Here is a 20,987-nt window from a genome sequence, read left to right on the forward strand (position 1 = left end):
CCCCTCCTTTTTTGATATAGAACTGTTATTTTGTTGTAATGATATGACGTTTAGCATGAAGAAACATGATAATAGTAGCGAAGATAATAAATAAAAGCCAGATGATCCACACAAAATCTTTAACCCAGATACCATTGCTTAGAATAGGATCATGAAGCTGTGGATTGGGAATAAAAAACAAATACAGATTACCTAGATTGACATAATTTAAAATAGCAAGGCTGGAAACCCATTCAGGGAGATATGGAAAAAATAAAAGCGGAAAGAACAAGATGCACAGTAGTATCAAAATTGTGATAAACCTGTTCTTTGTCAAACAGGAGATAAGGCTAGTACTAAATGAAATTGCTACGATTGCCAAACATTGCAGAGAGAATAAGGAAAAGATCAATTGCCGATAAGATAAGTAGGGAGTATCCAATAACTGTAAAATGAAATTTAACTGTCCAATCACAGGCAAATCGAATCCATGCAAAGAAACGGTGCTGACTGTGAAGAAGAATGCAATGAGATTCATGATGAGATAAAGGGTGAATGCAATCAGTAAATTGGCTGATATTTTAGCAATTGTGATTCTTGTATAACCGGTTTTCGTTGCTACGATCAGCTGATCCATCTTTGTACTTTTCTCAATGGCAAAGGTATTGGAAAATAAAATGGCTAAAATGACGATTGTGTACAACGTATTCGACTGCATGTGACGAATAAAAAGCTGTGCCGGAATCATGCTGCCATACGACTGCGGCTTTGAGAGTTGTTCTTCAGCATAAGTACGCAAATTAGTCTGCTCATTTGATAAGGTACCATTTTCAGTATAGTTTAGACTTAATCGGTTGAAGAGCGTTGTTTGCGGATACAAAAGACTATAGAGAGGATAATTGTTTGGATATTGTTGTGGTGTTTCTTCGTTTAGAAGAGGATCATCATACAAGATATCGGTATTGCCGCGATAGATCAGGTTTAATGTATTTAGACGGCTTTCATCTTTATAAAAGGTTTTTAATAAATAGTGATCAGACTCCTGATCAGAGAATTCTTCATAAGCCAGCGATACATAGTTCGTATTATGACTGCTTAGGCGTTGCAACAGCTGAAGATTTTCTGCTGTCAATTGATGCTGCTCATTGCGTTCAAATAACGCTTTCCAATCCTTTCCATAGAAGTTTTCCATTTTTGCATCGTCAATATTTTCATCTTTCGTAAACGCAGTGTACAGACGATTATAGTCATCCATAAAACGCTGCCATAATTCTTCATTCACGGTACCTTCATACTGTGAATAAATTTGATCTGCATAAGCATATAAGTCTCGATTGGCTTTTAACGGTTCGCCCTCAAAAGTAGAAAACTGCAAGTCAGGGTCATAGGCATTGATTGCTCGATAATCTTCACGTACGATCTGTACGACCATCATTGCGATGATAAAGATCAAAAGAGAGAGATGAAATTTGCTCTTCAGTATTTTTTGGAGCTCACTGATGATCAGTTTCCACATAACAATCACCTTCTTCGCTAAAATGATACAGATAATAGTCATCTAGATCTGGCTGGACAGGCCGCGCATGAGGATATGGCTGATGATCGGCCAATATGCGTAAATAAATCTGATTTCCCTGTTGATGCGTTTTGACAATGACCTGGTTTTGCAGCTGCTTGCCAGTTTCCTGATCGGAAAGAATGACTTCCCATACTTTTCCTTGTATGGTTTCCAGCAAGGCTTCACAAGTATCATGAGCAAAAATACTGCCGTCTTTCATGACCAGGATATCGTCTGCAATTGATTCAATATCACTGACGATGTGTGTAGATAATAAGACCGTACATTCATTTGCTAAAGAGGCAATCAAGTTGCGGAAAGCAATACGCTCTTTCGGATCTAATCCGGCGGTCGGCTCATCCAGCAGCAAGAGTGCAGGTTTTGTCAAAAGAGCTTGTGCTATACCGACACGGCGAAGCATTCCTCCAGAAAGATGTTTCATTTTGTATTTTCGCTCTTTCGAAAGGTGAAGCTGCAGGCATAACTCATCGATTCGTTTTTGAAGCAATGTTTTTGGCATACGTTTCAATAATCCCATGTAAGACAAAAATTGTTCGACCGTATAGTTTGGATAAAAGCCAAAATGTTGCGGCATATAGCCTAAAGATGCACAATAGGTATCATATTGTTTGCTAATGGCAATCTGATCAAAATAAATTTGGCCTTTACTTGGCGGTAATAAGCCGGCAAGCATACGGATCAAAGTGGTTTTTCCAGAACCATTCGCGCCTAAAAGTGCATGAACTCCTGGCTGGATCGAAAAACTGACTTGATCAACCGCCTTTTTTTGATGAAAAGTTCTGGATACGTGTTCACAGGTTAGTATCATTGTGTTGCCTCCTTTCACTCTTTAAACGTAATAAAGATAAAAAAAGACGAAAGTTTTGAGAAATGTAAGCATATTGTAGATACAAACGATAGATTTGTGTAAGAAAAGTAAACATAAGAAAAAAAGAAAGAGAAATGAATAAAAAAACGAGCAATTTTAAAGAAAGGTAAACTAGAGCATGCTATAATCTAACAAAGGATGTGATGAAATGAAAGATTTACAGATTAAAGAGATGATTGAAAAAGAAGCGAAACGGCAGTTAAACAATGTAGAGCTGATTGCTTCTGAAAATTATGTTTCTGACGATGTATTGGAAGCAGCAGGCAGTATCTTAACAAATAAATATGCGGAAGGATATCCGAATAAACGCTATTATGGCGGCTGTTATTGTGTTGATGAAATAGAAGAACTGGCAAGACAGCGGGCCAAAGAATTATTCCATGCAGAACATGCAAATGTGCAGCCGCACAGCGGATCTCAAGCCAATATGGCTGTTTATATGACAGTGTTAAAACCTGGAGATACGGTCTTAGGAATGAATCTGAGCGCTGGCGGACATTTGACACATGGTCATCCGTTGAATTTCAGCGGAACGTTATATCGCTTCGTTGATTATGGAGTGAATCCGCAAACGGAGATGATCGATTACGACGAAGTATTGGAAATAGCCAAGAAAGAAAAACCGAGATTGATCGTTGTAGGAGCAAGTGCTTATCCACGTATTATCGATTTTGCACGTTTTCGCACGATTGCAGATGAAGTAGGCGCATTGTTGATGGTCGACATGGCACATATCGCCGGTTTGGTTGCAGCTGGTGTGCATCCAAGTCCAATACCATATGCAGATTTCGTGACGACAACAACACACAAGACGCTGCGCGGACCGCGCGGAGGCATGATATTCTGTAAAAAAGAGTATGCTGCTCAATTAGACAAAACTGTCTTCCCGGGTATGCAGGGAGGTCCTTTGATGCATATCATCGCAGCAAAAGCAGTTTGTTTATATGAAGCAATGCAGCCAGATTTTGCTGCATACGCCAAACAGATCGTAAAAAATTGCCAAGTGTTGTCAGATACATTGAAAAAACACGGTTTTCGTATTGTAAGTGGAGGTAGTGATAATCACTTATTATTAGTAGATGTAAAAGCGAGCATTGATATGACCGGAAAAAAAGCAGAGGCTTTATTGGATGAAGCAGGCATTACTTGCAATAAGAATACGATCCCATTTGACCAGGAAAAACCATTTATTACGAGCGGTATTCGTTTAGGCAGCGCAGCGATGACAAGCAGAGGTTTTAAAGAAAAAGAATTTGAACAAGTGGGTGAGTGGATCGTTCGTGCATTACAGTTAGAATCGGGAAGCGAAGAAATGCAAGAGCTGCATGAAGAAGTGATTGCTTTGACGTCACAGTTTCCGATTCGTCATAATTGATCATGATTCGTATCATCGCAGTTGGAAAGATCAAAGAAAAAGCGATGCTTGCTTTGATTGATGAGTATCGCAAACGTTTATCTCCCTTTACAAAATTAGAAATCATTGAAGTAAATGATGAACATGCTCCGCAAACAAACAGCGATGCGGAAAATGAATTGGTCAAAGAGAAAGAGGGTAAACGTTTGCTGGCACAAATCAAAGAAAATGATTATGTTATCTTATTGGACCTGTGGGGGAAAATGTTTGACAGCGAAGGATTTGCCAGAAAGATCGATCAATTACAAACACAGGGCAATAGCATGCTTGCTTTTGTGATTGCCGGGTCATTGGGTCCAAGCAAAGAAGTGGTCGATCGCAGCAATTTGCGTTGGAAACTCAGTGATCTTACATTTACGCATCAGATGACAAGAGTTTTGGTGATGGAGCAGATTTACCGTGCATTTATGATCAATCATCATCGTCCATATCATAAATAAGCGACAGTTATTACACTGCCGCTTTTTTAAAGATTTCGTTGTGCAAGCAATACGATATCATTTGTGTTTGATTTCGTTTCTTTGATCGCTTGAAATTTGTTTTTTAACCAAAAATGCTCTGCCTGAGGATTCCCCTTGACCCAGGCAAGTTGTACATATTTATATTTTTCTTCACGTAGATATTCGCACAGCTCAGTTATGATCTCAGTTCCAGTTCCATGTCTCTGTTTTTTGACATCCATCATGAAAAAACCAATAAAAACACTTTTATCAGTAGGATAATGATCAATCAGATCTATAATGGCAATCAGTTCACCATTATCAAAAAAGTATCATCTCTACTTGTTTTTTCAGGAAATGTACGCATTTCCTCCAAAATAAGGTCACGGTTGACGAAGGGAGGACAATATTGATAATAAAGTGTGTTTTGACTGCAGAGTGCAACAATGTCATTTAGATCAAGTACATTGAGAAAGCGAACATTTCTGCTTTTTGAAAATCTATCGATTCTCATATAAAGACCCCTTTTTCTTTAAATGTATTTTAATTATATAGTATGAAAGCAATCATTGCATATCAATTTTCATTTGCCGCTTAGAACAATTTGAAATGTGGAAATGGGAAGAGGTAAAAGCAAAAATAAGACGATAAGAATCGATTGTTTTGCATGAAAAGGTGTTTGTGAAAAAGTGAACAGATACGATGGGAAAAGGCTTTAATTTGAAAATATTCAGTGCTATAATATGTTCAGTCATAATAAGGAGGAATTTGACAATGGCAAAGAGAACTGTGAAAGACCTTGATGTTGCTGGAAAAAAGGTCATCGTTCGCTGTGATTTTAACGTTCCAAGAAAGGACGGAAAGATTACAAATGATAACCGTATCGTTCAAGCGTTACCAACAATCAAATATTTGATTGAAAACAAAGCGAGAATCATTCTGATGTCTCACTTAGGAAAGGTTAAGACAGAAGAAGATAAGGCTAAAAATGATTTACGCTGTGTAGCAGAACGTTTAGCTGAACTGGTGGATACGAAAGTAAGCTTCTGCCCAGTTACTCGTGGAGAAGAACTGGAAAACATGGTTGCTGATCTAAAAGACGGCGAAATCGTTTTGGTACAAAATACACGTTATGAAAAAGGCGAAAGCAAAAACGATCCTGAACTTGCTAAATACTGGGCTAGCTTAGGTGAAGTATTTGTAGAAGATGCATTCGGTTCTGTTCACCGTGCACATGTTTCTACAGTGGGAATCCCAAGTATCATTAAAGATAATGGTTTAGGTTTCTTGGTAGAAAAAGAAGTTACGATGTTAGGAAAGGCAGTGGATACACCAGAACGTCCATTTGTTGCTATCATCGGTGGTGCGAAAGTATCTGATAAGATCGCTGTAATCGATAACTTGCTGAAGAAAGCAGACAAAGTTATCGTTGGTGGCGGAATGGCTTATACATTCATGAAAGCACAAGGATATAAAGTAGGTACTTCTTTGTTAGAAGAAGATAAGATCGAATTAGCTAAAGAATATATCGAAAAAGCTGGTGACAAACTTGTATTGCCTATCGATAATGTAATTGCAGATAAATTCGCTGCTGATGCAAATACACAAGTTTGCGAAGGCGATATCCCTGATGGATGGATGGGTCTTGATATCGGTCCTAAGACAGTAGAACTGTTTAAAAAGACATTAGAAGGTGCTAAGACTGTTGTATGGAATGGTCCTATGGGGGTATTCGAAATGGAACCATTCGCAAAAGGTACATTGGCTGTATGTACAGCTATTTCTGAATTGCCTGGTGCTACAACTGTAATCGGTGGTGGAGACTCTGCTGCTGCAGCAATCCAATTAGGATTTAAAGAGAAATTCTCTCACATTTCAACTGGTGGTGGAGCTTCTTTGGAATACATGGAAGGTAAAGAATTGCCAGGTATCGCAATCATTAGCGAAAAATAATTGAAAAGGGGAGAATAAGGATCATGAGAAAACCAATTATTGTTGGAAACTGGAAAATGAATAAAACGATGAAGGAAACAAAAGAATTCATCGAAGCAGTTGATGGTGCTGCTGCCAGCGAAAATGCTACTTACGGTATCGGAGCTCCATTTACTGCATTATCAACAGCAGTTGCTGCAGCTAAAAATTTAGTAATCGCTGCTGAAAACTGCCACTTTGAAGACAGCGGAGCATTTACTGGAGAAGTATCTGTTCCAATGTTACAAGAAGTTGGTGTTACATACTGCATTATTGGACATTCTGAACGTCGTACGATGTTTGGTGATACAGATGAAACAGTAAACAAAAAAGCAAAACGTTTGATCGAAGCAGGTATTACACCAATTCTTTGCATCGGTGAAACAGAAGCACAATATGATGCTGGTGAATCTGAAAAAGTTATCCGTGATCAGTTAACAGGTTCTTTAGCTGATTTGTGCCCAAAATGTGTTTCAGAAATGGTCATTGCATATGAACCAATCTGGGCTATTGGTACAGGTAAGAGTGCTTCAGTAGAAATCGCTGAAAACTGCTGCCGTATCGTCCGTGATCAGGTAAAAGTAATGTATGGCGAAGAAGCTGCTGAAAAAGTACGTATTCAATATGGAGGATCTGTAAAACCAGGTAACATCGTTGAATACATGGCGCAACCTGATATTGACGGTGCTTTAATCGGTGGAGCAAGCTTAAAAGCAGACAGCTTCATTGAAATTATTGAAAAAACAAAATAGTCAGCAGGTCATAAAGAGGATTGGATGGATACTTCCATCCTCTTTTTTTTAGAAAGATAACTATATAAAAATCAAGTAGTTTAGATGAAAAAGTTTGAAAATGTAAAACTGTTGATACCAGTTAGCTAATTTTGTAGAGATCTTTGAAAATGTGAATAAAAAGGCATGACAAAAACAACCTGAAAAAGGTTCAATTTTTTGATCTTGATGTGCTCGATCTATTTATCTTAAAAGTTCCGAATCAAACCGTTGATTTGTTGTTACCAAATGATAGATGATGCGTAATAACTTTCTTACACAGTGCCCCTGTGCACATCGATGTCCTTTGCCCTGTGACAGTTTATGACGATAGTAGGCATGGAACACGGGATTGAGCTTTATAACCGGAAGGATAACCTGGTAGAGTGTTTTCCTTAAATAGCGCGATCCTTTCTTGGTGATGGCCGTATGTTGTGCTTCATACTGGCTCGATTTGTGCTTGTAGGGAGATACACCGGCAAACTTTATGATTTGAGAAGCCGTGGAATAGTTGTGCAAATCTCCTAATTCCGCTAAAATGGAAGTACCAGAGAAATGAGAAATCCCTGGTATGCTGAGGATAGGAGAGTTTAGTTGCAGGCTGAATTCTTCTATTTTTTTGTCCAGTTCTCTGATTTGCTCATGGATCAGTTCCATCATGGCAATCAGATGTTTCATTTCAATGACTTCCGCCTTGGAGGGGGAAACCAATCGAATTTTTAGCCACTTCTTTCAGCCTTTCCGGTGTCAGTGCAATCTGACGGCCTCTTCCATTCGTCTCAAAACATTTACGGATACTGCGTATATTGGCATGAGCGATAGAATCGGCACTGCCGAATGTTTTCAGCACATTCATATAAACGATTCCGTATTTGGATCTAAACAAAGAATTGAATTCAGGAAACACGATATCGATACATTTCTGTAGCTTGTTGGAGTAGACATTCAGCTGTTCCTTGAGGTCGTGATGTTCGCGGGTCAATCGTTTCTGTTCATAGAGTTCAAAGCTGTTGACTTTTGATATCCGGTAACCCTTTCTTCTTTGATTGGAAGCCAGAATATCACAAATCAGCTGGGCATCCAGATTATCATCTTTGGTGGCACCAAGCTGCATTTTACGGGTCATATCGGTAGTTACTGGATTGATCAGGGCAACGGTATGACCGGCATCGAGTAAGAATTTCAAAAGATTGAAATGGTAATGACCGGTATCTTCCATTCCGATGAGAACATTCTTTTCAGGAAATGATTTGATTTTGTTTATTAAAAGATCGAATCCCTGTTTATTGTTTTTGAACGAAACAGGTTCGACAAGAAATTCACCGGTAGTCGAATCCATGATACAGAAGACATGAGAGAGTTTACCGATATCGATTCCGACAAGAAACATAAAAAAACACGTCCTTTCTGAAAAAACTATGTGAAGTGATGAACCACAGCACTTAAACCACAAAACCTGGTGCGTGATACGAATTCAAAGACTCATCTAACTGATCATTATTTTGGAATAAGGCGTGGTAAGAACCTTTCGAAAGTAGTCAAAGCCACAAGGAGGAATACAAATCCACATTCACATATTTCAATATTCTACAAATGAAACTTACCGTCTTCAACCTACGGTTATAAAAGGTTGATAGAAAGGAAAAGGTATATTGTAGTGACTATTAGATGAGTCTTTTACAATATACCAGGAGGGAAATACATGTCGCAGATGCCAGATAAAATTATTGTAAGAGGAGCAAAAGTTCATAATTTAAAGAATATTGATATCGATATACCTTTACACAAAATTGTGGCAATAGCAGGCGTATCAGGTTCAGGAAAATCTTCTTTAGCTTTAGGTGTTCTTTATGCAGAAGGATCTAGACGTTATCTAGACTCTTTATCTACTTATACCAGACGAAGGATGACAAGTGCAGCTAAAGCACAAGTAGATGAACTGTCTTATATTCCAGCAGCTCTTGCGTTGCGGCAACGCCCGGGACTAGGAAATATACGTTCGACCTTTGGGACCGGCACAGAATTATTGAATAGCCTGCGTTTGATGTTTTCACGATTAGCATCGCATGTATGCCCGAATGGACATAGGGTTTCACCTACTCTGGCGATTGCTGCTGGAAAAGAAATCGTTTGTCCTGTGTGTCATACTTCTTTTTATGCACCATCAGCTGAAGAACTATCATTTAATAGCCAAGGAGCATGTACTCATTGTGGTGGAACAGGGATCATTCGCAGTGTAGATTTCGCAACATTAGTACCAGATGAAACAAAAACAATTGAAGAAGGGGCGGTAGCTCCTTGGAATTCATTGATGTGGTCTTTAATGGTCGATGTATGTCGTGAAATGGGCGTACGTACCAATATTCCTTTCAATAAATTGACAGATACAGAAAAAGAAATTGTCTATCATGGCCCAGCAGTAAAACAACATATCTTGTACAAGGCAAAAAATTCAAATCAAGCAGCAGAAATGGATTTTACTTATTATAATGCTGTATATACAGTTGAAAATGCATTAGCAAAAGTAAAGGATGAAAAAGGCATGAAACGTGTGGAAAAGTTTCTAAAAGAAGAAGAATATCCACATTGTCATGGAAGCCGTTTATCAGAAAAAGCAAGAATGCCAAGAATCAATGGATATGCTTTAGATGAGGTGTGTCGTTTTCCATTAGATCGATTAACAGTTTGGGTAAAACAGGTGCCATCTACACTGCCAAAGGAAATGCGTCCAATGGCGGAAAGTATTTGCAGTTCTTTTTTAACAAATGCAGAAAGATTATTACAGCTTGGATTAGGATATTTATCATTAGATCGAAGTACAGCTACGTTATCTACCGGCGAAAGACAAAGAATGCAGCTTGCAAGAGCAGTACGTAATCGCACAAGCGGTGTTCTCTATGTGCTAGATGAACCAAGTATCGGGCTGCATCCATCAAATATCATTGGATTGACCAATGTAATGCGTGATTTAGTAAAAGATGGCAATTCAGTTGTATTAGTAGATCATGAAACAGAAGTCTTAAAACAGGCAGACTGGATGATTGAAATGGGACCAAAGGCTGGAGCAGATGGTGGTTCAGTGATCGCACAAGGTACGATCGAAGAGATTCAAAATGATGCAAATTCTCTGATTGCTCCTTTTTTGAAGAAAAGAACGGATATATTAAAGAAAGCTTCCTCTGCATTGTTTGCAGAGGGCACACTCACTCTGTCAATGAATAAAATTCATACAGTACAGCCTTTAACAGTAAAATTTCCTAAAGGAAAACTGAGTGCAGTAAGTGGTGTTTCTGGATCGGGTAAGACGACGATGATCCTGGAAAGTTTAGTTCCAGCATTAGAAGCTGCATTTAATGGAAAAAAAGCACCTTCTCATGTCTTACAATTGGAAACAGCAGGTATTCAGAAAGTAAAGCTCATTGATGCTTCGCCTATTGGAATTAATGTAAGATCGACAGTGGCGACTTATGTAAATATTCATGATGAAATACGTAAATTATTTGCGAAAACAAAAGAGGCAAAGGAAAATGGTTTGAAAGCAAGTGCTTTTTCTTATAATACAGGATCTTTACGTTGTGTTAATTGTGATGGAACTGGTGAAATACGGCTGGACGTGCAGTTTTTGCCAGATGTAGATATTCCTTGTCCTGTTTGTCACGGAACTCGTTACGGCAAAAAAGCAGAAGAAATTCACTATACGGATAGGAAGGGTAATCAAATTACATTACCGCAATTAATGCTCATGTACGGTAAAGAAGCAAGCAACCGAAAACAATAGATAGACCGCCAGCACTACACTATTCCGAACCAAAGACCAAAAGATAAGCATTTTGAGAAAATCTAAACTTTTGGATTTTCCTACAATGCCGACTACGGCGGAATCCCTCCCACTCCTTATATATTTCTTTCTGTATACATTGAATTTGTATTTAGTAAAATGCAGACAACACCACGGATCGGCTTTTGGCTGGACAATTCCAACCAAACACCGCAGCAGACAGTAGAAACCATTCTGAACGTTAGGAAGCCGGTATGATTGTTACATATAAGGGGAAGAAAAATTTCTTTTAGATACTTGTTTTCCTAAAACTGATGTGATATAATAATTCAAGTCCAGAAAAGGAGTAAAAAATATGCGGCAAGGTATTCTTAAATAAAACTATAATCAAATAGTGGGAACAAAGGATTATGATAGTCCCTTTTGTAGGGGCTTAGTTTTTTGTACCCAATTTAAGAATACTTTTGCCTTATCAATTTTGACATATCCCCAAAAACAGCACTCACAAACAGGTGTATGCTGTATATGTGTATGTCCGCAAATTATCATCCCCAGTGGTAAAAGTATTTTACTGCTGGGGATTTTTATGCCCTTCGGGGCAGTAAAGGGAGGACAATCACATGAAAATAATCAATATTGGAATTCTTGCCCATGTAGACGCTGGAAAGACGACCTTGACGGAGAGCCTGCTATATGCCAGCGGAGCCATTTCAGAACCGGGGAGCGTCGAAAAAGGGACAACGAGGACGGACACCATGTTTTTGGAGCGGCAGCGTGGGATTACCATTCAAGCGGCAGTCACTTCCTTCCAGTGGCACAGATGTAAAGTCAACATTGTGGATACGCCCGGCCACATGGATTTTTTGGCGGAGGTGTACCGCTCTTTGGCTGTTTTAGATGGGGCCATCTTGGTGATCTCCGCTAAAGATGGCGTGCAGGCCCAGACCCGTATTCTGTTCCATGCCCTGCGGAAAATGAACATTCCCACCGTTATCTTTATCAACAAGATCGACCAGGCTGGCGTTGATTTGCAGAGCGTGGTTCAGTCTGTTCGGGATAAGCTCTCCGCCGATATTATCATCAAGCAGACGGTGTCGCTGTCCCCGGAAATAGTCCTGGAGGAAAATACCGACATAGAAGCATGGGATGCGGTCATCGAAAATAACGATAAATTATTGGAAAAGTATATCGCAGGAGAACCAATCAGCCGGGAAAAACTTGTGCGGGAGGAACAGCGGCGGGTTCAAGACGCCTCCCTGTTCCCGGTCTATTATGGCAGCGCCAAAAAGGGCCTTGGCATTCAACCGTTGATGGATGCGGTGACAGGGCTGTTCCAACCGATTGGGGAACAGGGGAGCGCCGCCCTATGCGGCAGCGTTTTCAAGGTGGAGTATACAGATTGCGGCCAGCGGCGTGTCTATCTACGGCTATACAGCGGAACGCTGCGCCTGCGGGATACGGTGGCCCTGGCCGGGAGAGAAAAGCTGAAAATCACAGAGATGCGTATTCCATCCAAAGGGGAAATTGTTCGGACAGACACCGCTTATCCGGGTGAAATTGTTATCCTTCCCAGCGACAGCGTGAGGTTAAACGATGTATTAGGGGACCCAACCCGGCTCCCTCGTAAAAGGTGGCGTGAGGACCCCCTCCCCATGCTGCGGACGTCGATTGCGCCGAAAACGGCAGCGCAAAGAGAACGGCTGCTGGACGCTCTTACGCAACTTGCGGATACTGACCCGCTTTTGCGCTGCGAGGTGGATTCCATCACCCATGAGATCATTCTTTCTTTTTTGGGCCGGGTGCAGTTGGAGGTTGTTTCCGCTTTGCTGTCGGAAAAATACAAGCTTGAAACAGTGGTAAAGGAACCCTCCGTCATTTATATGGAGCGGCCGCTCAAAGCAGCCAGCCACACCATCCATATCGAGGTGCCGCCCAACCCGTTTTGGGCATCCATAGGACTGTCTGTTACACCACTCTCGCTTGGCTCCGGTGTACAATACGAGAGCCGGGTTTCGCTGGGATACTTGAACCAGAGTTTTCAAAACGCTGTCAGGGATGGTATCCGTTACGGGCTGGAGCAGGGCTTGTTCGGCTGGAACGTAACGGACTGTAAGATTTGCTTTGAATACGGGCTTTATTACAGTCCGGTCAGCACGCCGGCGGACTTCCGCTCATTGGCCCCGATTGTATTGGAACAGGCATTGAAGGAATCGGGGACGCAGCTGCTGGAACCTTATCTCTCCTTCATCCTCTATGCGCCCCAGGAATACCTTTCCAGGGCTTATCATGATGCACCGAAATACTGTGCCACCATCGAAACGGCCCAGGTAAAAAAGGATGAAGTTGTCTTTACTGGCGAGATTCCCGCCCGCTGTATACAGGCATACCGTACTGATCTGGCCTTTTACACCAACGGGCGGAGCGTATGCCTTACAGAGCTGAAAGGATATCAGGCCGCTGTCGGTCAGCCGGTCATCCAGCCCCGCCGTCCAAACAGCCGCCTGGACAAGGTGCGCCATATGTTTCAGAAGGTAATGTAAAGATACATAATCGTCAAGACGGCAACAATCAGAAGTTATGGAGGGTAACAATGGAATATAGTAAGGAAGATTTAATGGAAGCAAAAAAGAAAATTTGGGGAGTGGGAGAGAACATGGGAACAGAGGAAAGTAAAAAAATCTGGGAGGAGAACGCACAATTTTGGGATAATGCAATGGGTGACGAATCTAATGAATTTCACAGAGAGGTAGTGCGTCCCAAAGTAACGGAACTTCTATCTCCTAATCCTGCGGATTACATTTTGGATATTGCGTGTGGCAATGGAAATTATTCTTCGTATCTTGCACAAAGAGGCGCTTCGGTTGTCGCTTTTGATTACAGCAAAAAAATGATAGAATTGGCTAAAAGACGGCAATCACAATATGCAAAACAAATTGAATTTTGTGTGGCGGATGCGACCGATAGAAAAAGTATATTAGAATTAAAAAGAAATCGAGCCTTTACGAAAGCAGTTTCTAATATGGCAATTATGGATATTACGGATATTGAACCACTTCTTATGGCTGTTTATGAACTGTTGCAGGAAAGCGGAATTTTTGTCTTTGCAACGCAACACCCTTGTTTTGTCACGTTGACTGAAAAATATATGACACCGCACAGTTACTATGATATAGCGATTGAAGGGCAACCGAAAGAGCAGATTTATTATCATCGTTCCATACAAGATATTTTTAACCTTTGTTTTAGAGCTGGATTTGTCATTGATGGATTTTATGAAGAATGTTTTAAAACCAACAAAGAAATTCCTATGGTAATGATAGTAAGGCTTAAGAAGGTAAAACGTGATAGCTTAAAATAAATTCAAGTTTGTCGGGTAAATAGCAAACCCAGCCGAGCCAGTCAACGGTCAAGATGAACGGCGCATATGCGCAGCCGTTGACAGCCCCGCCCGCCTTTGCTGGTAGGCAATCAAGGGGCGACAGCAAGAAGTGCCACCGCCCCGCACTATTATTCAGAAAGGGGAATTTCCATGACCGACCAGATAGCCTATCAAGAATATATCCAGCGCAGGTACAACGCCTTTTGCAAGACTGTTATCCGCTGTGCCGCCTTGGACAAGATTTTGAAGCTTAAACGGCAATGGGAACGGCAAGTTTCCCTTGACTATCTGATGAACGAGAAGTTTGTCCAGTTTGCCGCGTCGGAGCCGGACGAGGAATACCCATTTACCGTCTGCGGTCAGACCGTCCTGCTCTGCAACGCCGCCCTTGCCGACGCGATCTCTGTTTTGCCGGAGCAGACGCGGGAAGAAATCCTGCGCTATTACTTTCTGCGCCAGCCGCAGCGCGTGATCGGCGCGTGTATTGGCCGGTCACGCAGCACAGCGGGGCGGCATATCCAGCTTGCCTTGCAGCGGCTACGCGAAGAAATGGGGGTGAGCCGGTATGAGTAGACTTCTCCCCTATGAAACAATCCTCAAAGCCCGTGAGGGCGACCCAGAAGCCGTGAACGCTGTCCTGCTCCACTACGCCGGATATATCCGCTATTTCTCAAAAGTGAACGGGCAGGTCAACGCCGAGGTGGAGGACTATGTAAAGCAGCGGTTAATTGACTGTCAATTCAAGTTCCGGCTTGACGAACCACCGGACAAGTCATAAAAACTGAATACCAGCCGCCACCGACGCGGCCAGCGAAAGCAGTAAGTCTTGAAAAAGATTTACTGCTTTTTTTGTTGTCCGGCTCCGCTCCCGGCCATTTTGCCCCCCTGCCGGTTGTAGTAGTAAGCGAGGAGGGAATTTTTCTGCCCTGGTGTTTGGCATTTGGAGCATTTACCCGTAGTAGAGGGCAAAGAGAAAGGATTTCTCCAACACCGGGTAGAAACCACTGCGTCCGGTGTCATTTTAGCGAAAGCGGGCAGGAATGCCCTTTACAGGATTAGTAGTAGCAGAAAAAGAGAAACAAACTTTTGTGGTTGCAGTTTTCCAAAAAAGTGGCGGACGGAAGTGAGAGAAAGTTTGCAGTCACGGAGAGCAAGTTTCTACCACGGTGCCAAAATCCGCAATTCTGCAGTTTTGCCCCTCGCGGGAAACTTGTTGGGGAGTGCCTTCCCCAAACCCTGCTCATGCGCCCTTACGGGCGAGAAAGGAGGTCACACCATGCGAAAGAAATACAACACGCCCCACCGCAGCCGCGTTGTGAAAACCCGGCTGTCCGAAGATGAGTATGCCGACTTCACAGCGCGGCTTGCGCCCTATGGTATCAGCCAGTCCGAATTTCTCCGGCAGGCGATACGGCGGGCGACCATACGCCCGGTTGTCCATGTGTCGTCGGTCAATGACGAGTTGCTTTCCGCTGTCGGGAAGCTGACAGCCGAGTACGGCAGGATCGGCGGCAACCTCAATCAGATTGCCCGGTATCTGAACGAATACGGCGTACCCTACAACACCCTTTCCGGCGAGGTACGCGCCGCCATATCCGACCTTGCCGTCCTCAAGTATGAAGTCCTCAAGAAAGTAGGTGACGCGGTTGGCAACACTCAAGCATATCAACTCTAAAAACGCCGACTACGGAGCCGCCGAGCAATATCTTCTCTTTGAGCATGACGAGTTTACCATGAAGCCCGTCCTTGATGAAACCGGCAGGCTTATCCCCCGCGAGGACTACCGGCTGTCCACGCTGAACTGCGACGGGGAGGATTTTGCCGTTGCGTGTATGCGGGCCAATCTCCGCTATCAGAAAAACCAGCGGCGGGAAGATGTGAAAAGCCACCACTACATCATCAGCTTTGACCCGCGGGACGGGCCGGACAACGGCCTGACCGTAGACCGGGCGCAGGCGTTGGGGGAACAATTCTGTAAAGAGCATTTTCCCGGCCACCAGGCCCTTGTCTGCACCCACCCGGACGGGCATAACCACAGCGGCAACATTCATGTGCATATCGTCATAAACAGCCTGCGGATTGAGGAAGTGCCGTTCCTGCCCTACATGGACAGGCCGGCCGATACGAAAGTCGGCTGCAAGCACCGATGTACCGACGCTGCCCTGCGCTACTTCAAATCCGAAGTCATGGAGATGTGCCACCGGGAGGGGCTTTATCAAATCGACCTCTTGAACGGCAGCAAGAACCGCGTCACCGACCGGGAGTATTGGGCGCAGAAAAAGGGACAGGCCGCGCTGGACAAGCAGAACGCCCCCATGATTGCCGATAGTATCACGCCCCGGCAGACCAAGTTTGAAACGAACAAGGAGAAGCTGCGGCAGACCCTACGGAAAGCCCTTGCCACCGCCGCCAGCTTTGACGAGTTTTCCTCTCTGTTGCTGCAGGAGGGTGTGACCGTCAAGGAGAGCCGGGGGCGGCTTTCCTACCTCACGCCGGACAGGACAAAGCCAATTACCGCCCGGAAGCTGGGCGACGATTTTGACCGCGCCGCTGTCTTTGCCGTTTTAGAGCAAAACGCCGCCAGAGCAGCCGAAGCGCCAGCCAGATCCCCCGATCCCCCACGCACCATAAAAGACCGCTTGCAGGTTGCCAGAGCCGAGATAGCCGCCCCGAAACAGGACGGAGTGCAGCGGCTTGTGGACATTGAGCAGAAAATGGCCGAGGGCAAAGGCCGGGGCTATGAACGCTGGGCGAAGATACACAATCTGAAGCAGGCCGCCAAAACGCTGTCCGTCTACCAGCAATACGGCTTTACTTCCCCGGAGCAGTTAGAAGCCGCCGTTGACACCGCCTATCAGAAAATGCGCCAGACCAGCGGCGAACTGAAAGCACTGGAAACGAAGCTGCAAGGGAAAAAGAAGTTGCAGCGGCAGGTGTTGGCCTACGCCCAGACCAAGGCCGCCCGCGACGGGCTGCGGGCACAGAAATCCGAGAAAGCCCGCGCCGCATACCGGCAGGCCCATGAGAGCGATTTTATCATAGCCGACGCAGCAGCCCGGTATTTCAAGGCGCATGGCATTACCAAGCTGCCCGCCCGGAAAGCGTTGCAGGCCGAGATCGAGCAGCTTATCTCCGAGAAAGACGGCCTGTATAACACCTATCACGAACAGAAACAGCGGTTCAAGGAGTTGCAGACCGTCAAGCGGAACATCGACCAGATTTTGCGCCGGGACGAGCCGCACCGCAGAAAGGAGCAGAGCCATGAGCGATAACCTGCCCCACATGGACTACCGCCAGCACCGGCGGGCGCGGCGGCTGGTACATGAGTGCTGTAACTACGATGAGGGGAACTGCCTGCTATTGGACGACGGGGAGCCTTGCGTGTGCGTCCAGAGCATTTCCTTTTCCCTCATGTGCCACTGGTTCCGTGTGGCTGTCCTGCCCCTTGACGGGGAGCTGGCCGCAGCCCTCTTGTGCCGGGGAAGCCGGAAACGGTGTGCCGTCTGCGGGGCGGCCTTTGTCCCCAAATCCAACCGGGGAAAATACTGCCCCGACTGCGCCGGGCGCATGAAGAAAATCAAAGCCGCCGAGAGAAAGCGGAAACAAAGGCAGAGATGTCACGCTTTAGAGCCTTTCAAACCCGCATAAATCAAGGCTTTTTTCGTGGGTGTCAAAGGGTACGCGATACATTTATCCTTTTCCCCCGGAAACGGCGTTTTAATGCGTGACAATACGCCAAAATCAACCCGAACACAGGGAGGTGATCCTATCGCTGATTATATCAGGGCAGACACGCGGCTGCCCGCCTATCTGCCGTATCCCCGTTTCCTGCTGAAATGGAGATTTCACAGACCGCCAAGCTGCTGTATTCGCTGCTGTTAGACCGTTCCACCCTCTCCCAGAAAAACAAGTGGCTGGACGACGAGGGCAGGATTTATATTATCTATCCCATCGCGGAGATAGCAGAAATACTGGATAAAGGCAGCACCACCATCAAGGGGGCGCTTAATGAACTGGACACGGCGGGGCTGTTGGAACGGGAACGGGGCGGCTTCTCCGCACCGAACCGGCTTTATGTCAAAGTACCGCCAGTGCCACAGGTACAGTTTTCAGACCAACTGATGGCCGGAAGTCCGCCCCTCATAGAGCCGGAAAACCGTCCTACTGATGGTCAGAAAACCGACCTTATGATGGTCGGAAAACCGTCCCCTAACCAAACTACTATAAACAACCTTACAGAGAGCCAAACAAAGGGAGTGAGTGGGGGGCCGTCCGCGCCCTATGGCCGATATGGAAATATTTTTCTGTCACAGACCGAATACGACGAGTTGCAGGCAGAGTACCCTGACAGGCTGGAACGGTTCATCGAGGAAATGAGCCGCTACCTTGCCGCCAACGGGAAAAGCTACCAGAACTATGCCGCCGCCCTGCGGATATGGGCGGGGAACGACAAAAAGGAAGCCCCTAAAAAGGGCATACCAGACTACTCATGCAAGGAGGGCGAGAGTTTATGAAGAATGAAATCAACGCGGTTTTGGAGAATATGACGACCACCATCCCGGAGCCGGAGGACTACACCGGCGAGGACGGTTTACTGTACTGCGGCAAGTGCCGCAAGCCGAAAGAAGCCTATTTTGCGCCGGATAAGGCCGCTATCTTCGGGCGCGACCGCCACCCGGCAGAGTGCGACTGCCAGAGAACCGCCCGCGAGGAACGGGAAGCCGCCGAAAAGCGGCGCAGACACCTTGACACCGTGGAAGAACTGAAACGCCGGGGCTTTACCGACCCCACCATGCGGGACTGGACTTTCGAGAACGACAACGGCAGGAACCCGCAGACCGGGCTTGCCCGCCGGTATGTGGAGCATTGGGAAGATATGCGGACAGACAATATCGGCTGCCTGTTCTGGGGCGGCGTAGGCACCGGCAAAAGCTACCTTGCAGGCTGTATCGCAAACGCCCTCATGGAGAAAGAAATCCCCGTCCGCATGACGAACTTTGCTCTTATCCTCAATGACCTTGCCGCCAGCTTTGAGGGGCGCAACGAGTACATTTCCCGCCTTTGTCGTTATCCGCTGCTGATCCTTGACGACTTCGGCATGGAACGCGGGACGGAATACGGGCTGGAACAGGTGTTCAATGTGATTGACAGCCGTTACCGCAGCGGCAAGCCGCTGATCGTCACGACCAACCTTACGCTGGACGACCTGCACAACCCGGAGGACACCGCCCATTCCCGGATTTATGACCGCCTGCTTTCCATGTGCGTCCCGGTACGCTTTACCGGCGACAACTTCCGGCAGGAAACCGCCAAGCGGAAAATGGAGAGCATGAAGAAACTGATTACCGACTGAAAGGAGTATTGCCTATGGCAGATAACAAGCAGCACGACACCCGCACCACCCGCCGCCCTGACTGTGTGACGGAAATCCGCATGGGCAATTCCGTCCTTGTCGTGTCCGGCTATTTCAAGAAAGACACCACAACCACAGCCGCCGACAAAATGGCGCGGGTACTGGAAGCGGAAGCCGCTGCTACACAGGAGCCGACTTATCCGGCGTGAACCGGGGCATGGAAAAGCGGCCATGCCAGGGAGCATGACCGCTGGAACGAAAATCGGAAGTGCTTTAGCAATTCTTAATCTCATTCTCTATAAAATAATTTGCAATTTCAAAGGCTTTTATTCTTCTCTTTGCCAATGTGATTTGTGATTTATAACGCTCGGAATTATCCTTTGATTCAAATGTTTTTACTGTTTCTCTTAGCTTGTGCAGAGTTGAATCAATTTGCCTTTTGGCCGCGGTTAATTCATCTATTGTATACTTCATGTTTTCTCCTTTAACTTCTGATTTTTTTGTTAAATCAGAGTATACCACGGAGTTATGAACTTTTCTACTGCAAATATGGGACGACAACCCATACCATAAAAATCGGAAAATTGAAAAGCTGTAAAGAAGCAAATTTAACGCTTTTGCCGCTGTACAGCCCCCGCCGTTCCGTGGTACAATGAAACCACGGAATAGTGGGGCTGGCTGTCGGAAACGGAGGATTTTATGTTAAGACAAGCCACCCAAAACCTCATTACCGCCCTTTATCCGAGATTGTCCCACGAGGATGAATTGCAAGGCGAGAGTAATTCCATATCGAACCAAAAAAGGATACTCGAAACCTACGCAAAACAGAACGGCTTTACCAATCTGCGCTGGTACACCGACGACGGTTTTTCCGGCGCGAACTTCCAGCGGCCCGGATTTCAAGCCATGCTTGCGGACATTGAAGCCGGGAAAGTGGGTACGGTCATCGTCAAGGACATGAGCCGGTTAGGGCGAAACTACTTGCAGGTAGGGTTTTACACGGAAATGCTGTTCCCTCAAAAGGGTGTGCGTTTTATCGCTGTCAACGATAATGTGGACAGTGCCAGCGAGGGCATGGACAACGATTTTACCCCGCTGCGAAATCTGTTCAATGAATGGCTGGTGAGAGATACGAGCAAGAAAATCAAGGCAGTGAAAAAGTCAAAAGGCATGAGCGGCAAGCCTGTTACCAGCAAGCCGGTTTACGGCTATGTGATGGACGAGGACGAGAATTTTATTATAGACGAGGAAGCCGCCCCGGTGGTGCAGCAGATTTACCAGCTTTGCCTTGCCGGGAACGGCCCGACCAAGATTGCCCGTATGCTGACGGAGCAGCAAATCCCCACGCCGGGGACGCTGGAATATCAGCGGACAGGCAGCACCCGCCGTTATCACCCAGGCTATGAGTGCAAATGGGCGACCAACACCGTCGTTCATATCCTCGAAAACCGAGAGT

General features: G+C 45.1%; 22 protein-coding genes. 16 read left to right on the forward strand and 6 right to left on the reverse strand.

Going from position 1 to position 20,987, the window contains the following annotated elements; translation table 11 throughout:
- Positions 1–25: 25 nt before the first annotated feature.
- Together BQ9859_RS07840 and BQ9859_RS07845 are read right to left on the reverse strand one after the other, a co-directional pair.
- Positions 26–1,495: a hypothetical protein gene (locus BQ9859_RS07840; protein WP_075877650.1), complete on the reverse strand. Its 1,470-nt coding sequence runs from the start codon at positions 1,493–1,495 to the stop codon at positions 26–28.
- The gene (locus BQ9859_RS07845; protein ID WP_075877651.1) at positions 1,473–2,366 is read right to left on the reverse strand and encodes an ATP-binding cassette domain-containing protein; all 894 of its coding nucleotides are present in this window, start codon (positions 2,364–2,366) and stop codon (positions 1,473–1,475) included. The genes BQ9859_RS07840 and BQ9859_RS07845 overlap by 23 nt, the downstream gene beginning before the upstream one ends.
- Before the next feature lie 208 nt (positions 2,367–2,574).
- On the opposite strand from BQ9859_RS07845, the gene glyA reads away from it, so the two are divergent.
- Together glyA and rlmH are read left to right on the forward strand one after the other, a co-directional pair.
- The gene (gene glyA, locus BQ9859_RS07850; RefSeq protein ID WP_075877652.1) at positions 2,575–3,801 is read left to right on the forward strand and encodes a serine hydroxymethyltransferase; all 1,227 of its coding nucleotides are present in this window, start codon (positions 2,575–2,577) and stop codon (positions 3,799–3,801) included.
- A 2-nt stretch (positions 3,802–3,803) separates the two neighbouring features.
- A complete protein-coding gene (gene rlmH / locus BQ9859_RS07855; protein ID WP_075877677.1) occupies positions 3,804–4,280 on the forward strand; it encodes a 23S rRNA (pseudouridine(1915)-N(3))-methyltransferase RlmH in 477 nt (158 codons plus the stop codon).
- 26 nt (positions 4,281–4,306) lie between these two features.
- Here the strand turns inward: rlmH and BQ9859_RS12205 are convergent, their stop codons facing one another.
- On the reverse strand, positions 4,307–4,591 hold the full coding sequence (locus BQ9859_RS12205; RefSeq protein ID WP_083662771.1) for a GNAT family N-acetyltransferase: 285 nt from the start codon (positions 4,589–4,591) through the stop codon (positions 4,307–4,309).
- A gap of 463 nt (positions 4,592–5,054) precedes the next feature.
- Between BQ9859_RS12205 and BQ9859_RS07865 the strand changes: the two genes are divergently transcribed.
- Both BQ9859_RS07865 and tpiA read left to right on the forward strand, forming a co-directional pair.
- The gene (locus BQ9859_RS07865) at positions 5,055–6,233 is read left to right on the forward strand and encodes a phosphoglycerate kinase (RefSeq protein WP_075877653.1); all 1,179 of its coding nucleotides are present in this window, start codon (positions 5,055–5,057) and stop codon (positions 6,231–6,233) included.
- A gap of 23 nt (positions 6,234–6,256) precedes the next feature.
- Complete coding sequence (gene tpiA, locus BQ9859_RS07870) at positions 6,257–7,003, forward strand: triose-phosphate isomerase (protein ID WP_075877654.1); 747 nt, start codon at positions 6,257–6,259, stop codon at positions 7,001–7,003.
- 222 nt (positions 7,004–7,225) lie between these two features.
- On the opposite strand, the gene BQ9859_RS12730 is transcribed toward tpiA, so the two are convergent.
- Together BQ9859_RS12730 and BQ9859_RS12735 are read right to left on the reverse strand one after the other, a co-directional pair.
- A complete protein-coding gene (locus BQ9859_RS12730) occupies positions 7,226–7,699 on the reverse strand; it encodes a transposase (RefSeq protein WP_235846413.1) in 474 nt (157 codons plus the stop codon).
- A 1-nt stretch (position 7,700) separates the two neighbouring features.
- Positions 7,701–8,411: an IS110 family transposase gene (locus BQ9859_RS12735; RefSeq protein WP_235846414.1), complete on the reverse strand. Its 711-nt coding sequence runs from the start codon at positions 8,409–8,411 to the stop codon at positions 7,701–7,703.
- A gap of 312 nt (positions 8,412–8,723) precedes the next feature.
- Between BQ9859_RS12735 and BQ9859_RS07880 the strand changes: the two genes are divergently transcribed.
- The 11 genes from BQ9859_RS07880 to BQ9859_RS07940 all read left to right on the forward strand — a co-directional run bounded on the left by BQ9859_RS07880 (position 8,724) and on the right by BQ9859_RS07940 (position 19,740).
- Positions 8,724–10,799: an excinuclease ABC subunit UvrA gene (locus tag BQ9859_RS07880; RefSeq protein ID WP_202613464.1), complete on the forward strand. Its 2,076-nt coding sequence runs from the start codon at positions 8,724–8,726 to the stop codon at positions 10,797–10,799.
- Between the two features lie 620 nt (positions 10,800–11,419).
- Positions 11,420–13,339: a tetracycline resistance ribosomal protection protein Tet(W) gene (gene tet(W), locus BQ9859_RS07885; RefSeq protein ID WP_075877655.1), complete on the forward strand. Its 1,920-nt coding sequence runs from the start codon at positions 11,420–11,422 to the stop codon at positions 13,337–13,339.
- 50 nt (positions 13,340–13,389) lie between these two features.
- Positions 13,390–14,157, forward strand: a complete 768-nt coding sequence (locus BQ9859_RS07890; protein WP_075877656.1) for a class I SAM-dependent methyltransferase — start codon at positions 13,390–13,392, stop codon at positions 14,155–14,157.
- 171 nt (positions 14,158–14,328) lie between these two features.
- Positions 14,329–14,751, forward strand: a complete 423-nt coding sequence (locus BQ9859_RS07900; protein WP_002586616.1) for a sigma-70 RNA polymerase sigma factor region 4 domain-containing protein — start codon at positions 14,329–14,331, stop codon at positions 14,749–14,751.
- Positions 14,744–14,956 (forward strand): helix-turn-helix domain-containing protein, encoded by a 213-nt coding sequence (locus BQ9859_RS07905; RefSeq protein ID WP_002586615.1) that lies wholly within the window; start codon positions 14,744–14,746, stop codon positions 14,954–14,956. The genes BQ9859_RS07900 and BQ9859_RS07905 overlap by 8 nt, the downstream gene beginning before the upstream one ends.
- A 498-nt stretch (positions 14,957–15,454) precedes the next feature.
- Positions 15,455–15,853: a plasmid mobilization protein gene (locus tag BQ9859_RS07915; RefSeq protein WP_002596229.1), complete on the forward strand. Its 399-nt coding sequence runs from the start codon at positions 15,455–15,457 to the stop codon at positions 15,851–15,853.
- Entirely contained in the window at positions 15,825–17,450 is a 1,626-nt protein-coding gene (locus BQ9859_RS07920; protein ID WP_002596230.1) for a relaxase/mobilization nuclease domain-containing protein, read from the forward strand. Before BQ9859_RS07915 ends, BQ9859_RS07920 begins: the two co-directional genes overlap by 29 nt.
- Positions 17,451–17,460: 10 nt before the next feature.
- Complete coding sequence (locus tag BQ9859_RS07925; RefSeq protein WP_425386754.1) at positions 17,461–17,826, forward strand: cysteine-rich VLP domain-containing protein; 366 nt, start codon at positions 17,461–17,463, stop codon at positions 17,824–17,826.
- Positions 17,827–18,014: 188 nt separating this feature from the next.
- Positions 18,015–18,692, forward strand: coding sequence for a replication initiator protein A (locus tag BQ9859_RS07930; protein WP_242956034.1), 678 nt, complete (start codon positions 18,015–18,017; stop codon positions 18,690–18,692).
- Entirely contained in the window at positions 18,689–19,531 is an 843-nt protein-coding gene (locus BQ9859_RS07935; protein ID WP_002596233.1) for an ATP-binding protein, read from the forward strand. The genes BQ9859_RS07930 and BQ9859_RS07935 overlap by 4 nt, the downstream gene beginning before the upstream one ends.
- A 14-nt stretch (positions 19,532–19,545) precedes the next feature.
- The gene (locus BQ9859_RS07940) at positions 19,546–19,740 is read left to right on the forward strand and encodes a transposon-encoded TnpW family protein (RefSeq protein WP_002596234.1); all 195 of its coding nucleotides are present in this window, start codon (positions 19,546–19,548) and stop codon (positions 19,738–19,740) included.
- A gap of 64 nt (positions 19,741–19,804) precedes the next feature.
- On the opposite strand, the gene BQ9859_RS07945 is transcribed toward BQ9859_RS07940, so the two are convergent.
- Positions 19,805–20,005: a hypothetical protein gene (locus tag BQ9859_RS07945; protein ID WP_002596235.1), complete on the reverse strand. Its 201-nt coding sequence runs from the start codon at positions 20,003–20,005 to the stop codon at positions 19,805–19,807.
- Between the two features lie 225 nt (positions 20,006–20,230).
- Here BQ9859_RS07945 and BQ9859_RS07950 point away from each other — a divergent pair.
- Positions 20,231–20,987 (forward strand): recombinase family protein (locus tag BQ9859_RS07950; protein ID WP_161941289.1); only part of this gene is annotated, 757 nt, incomplete at its 3' end.

The organism is Merdibacter massiliensis, from assembly GCF_900155395.1.
In the GTDB taxonomy this organism is placed as follows: domain Bacteria; phylum Bacillota_I; class Bacilli_A; order Erysipelotrichales; family Erysipelotrichaceae; genus Merdibacter; species Merdibacter massiliensis.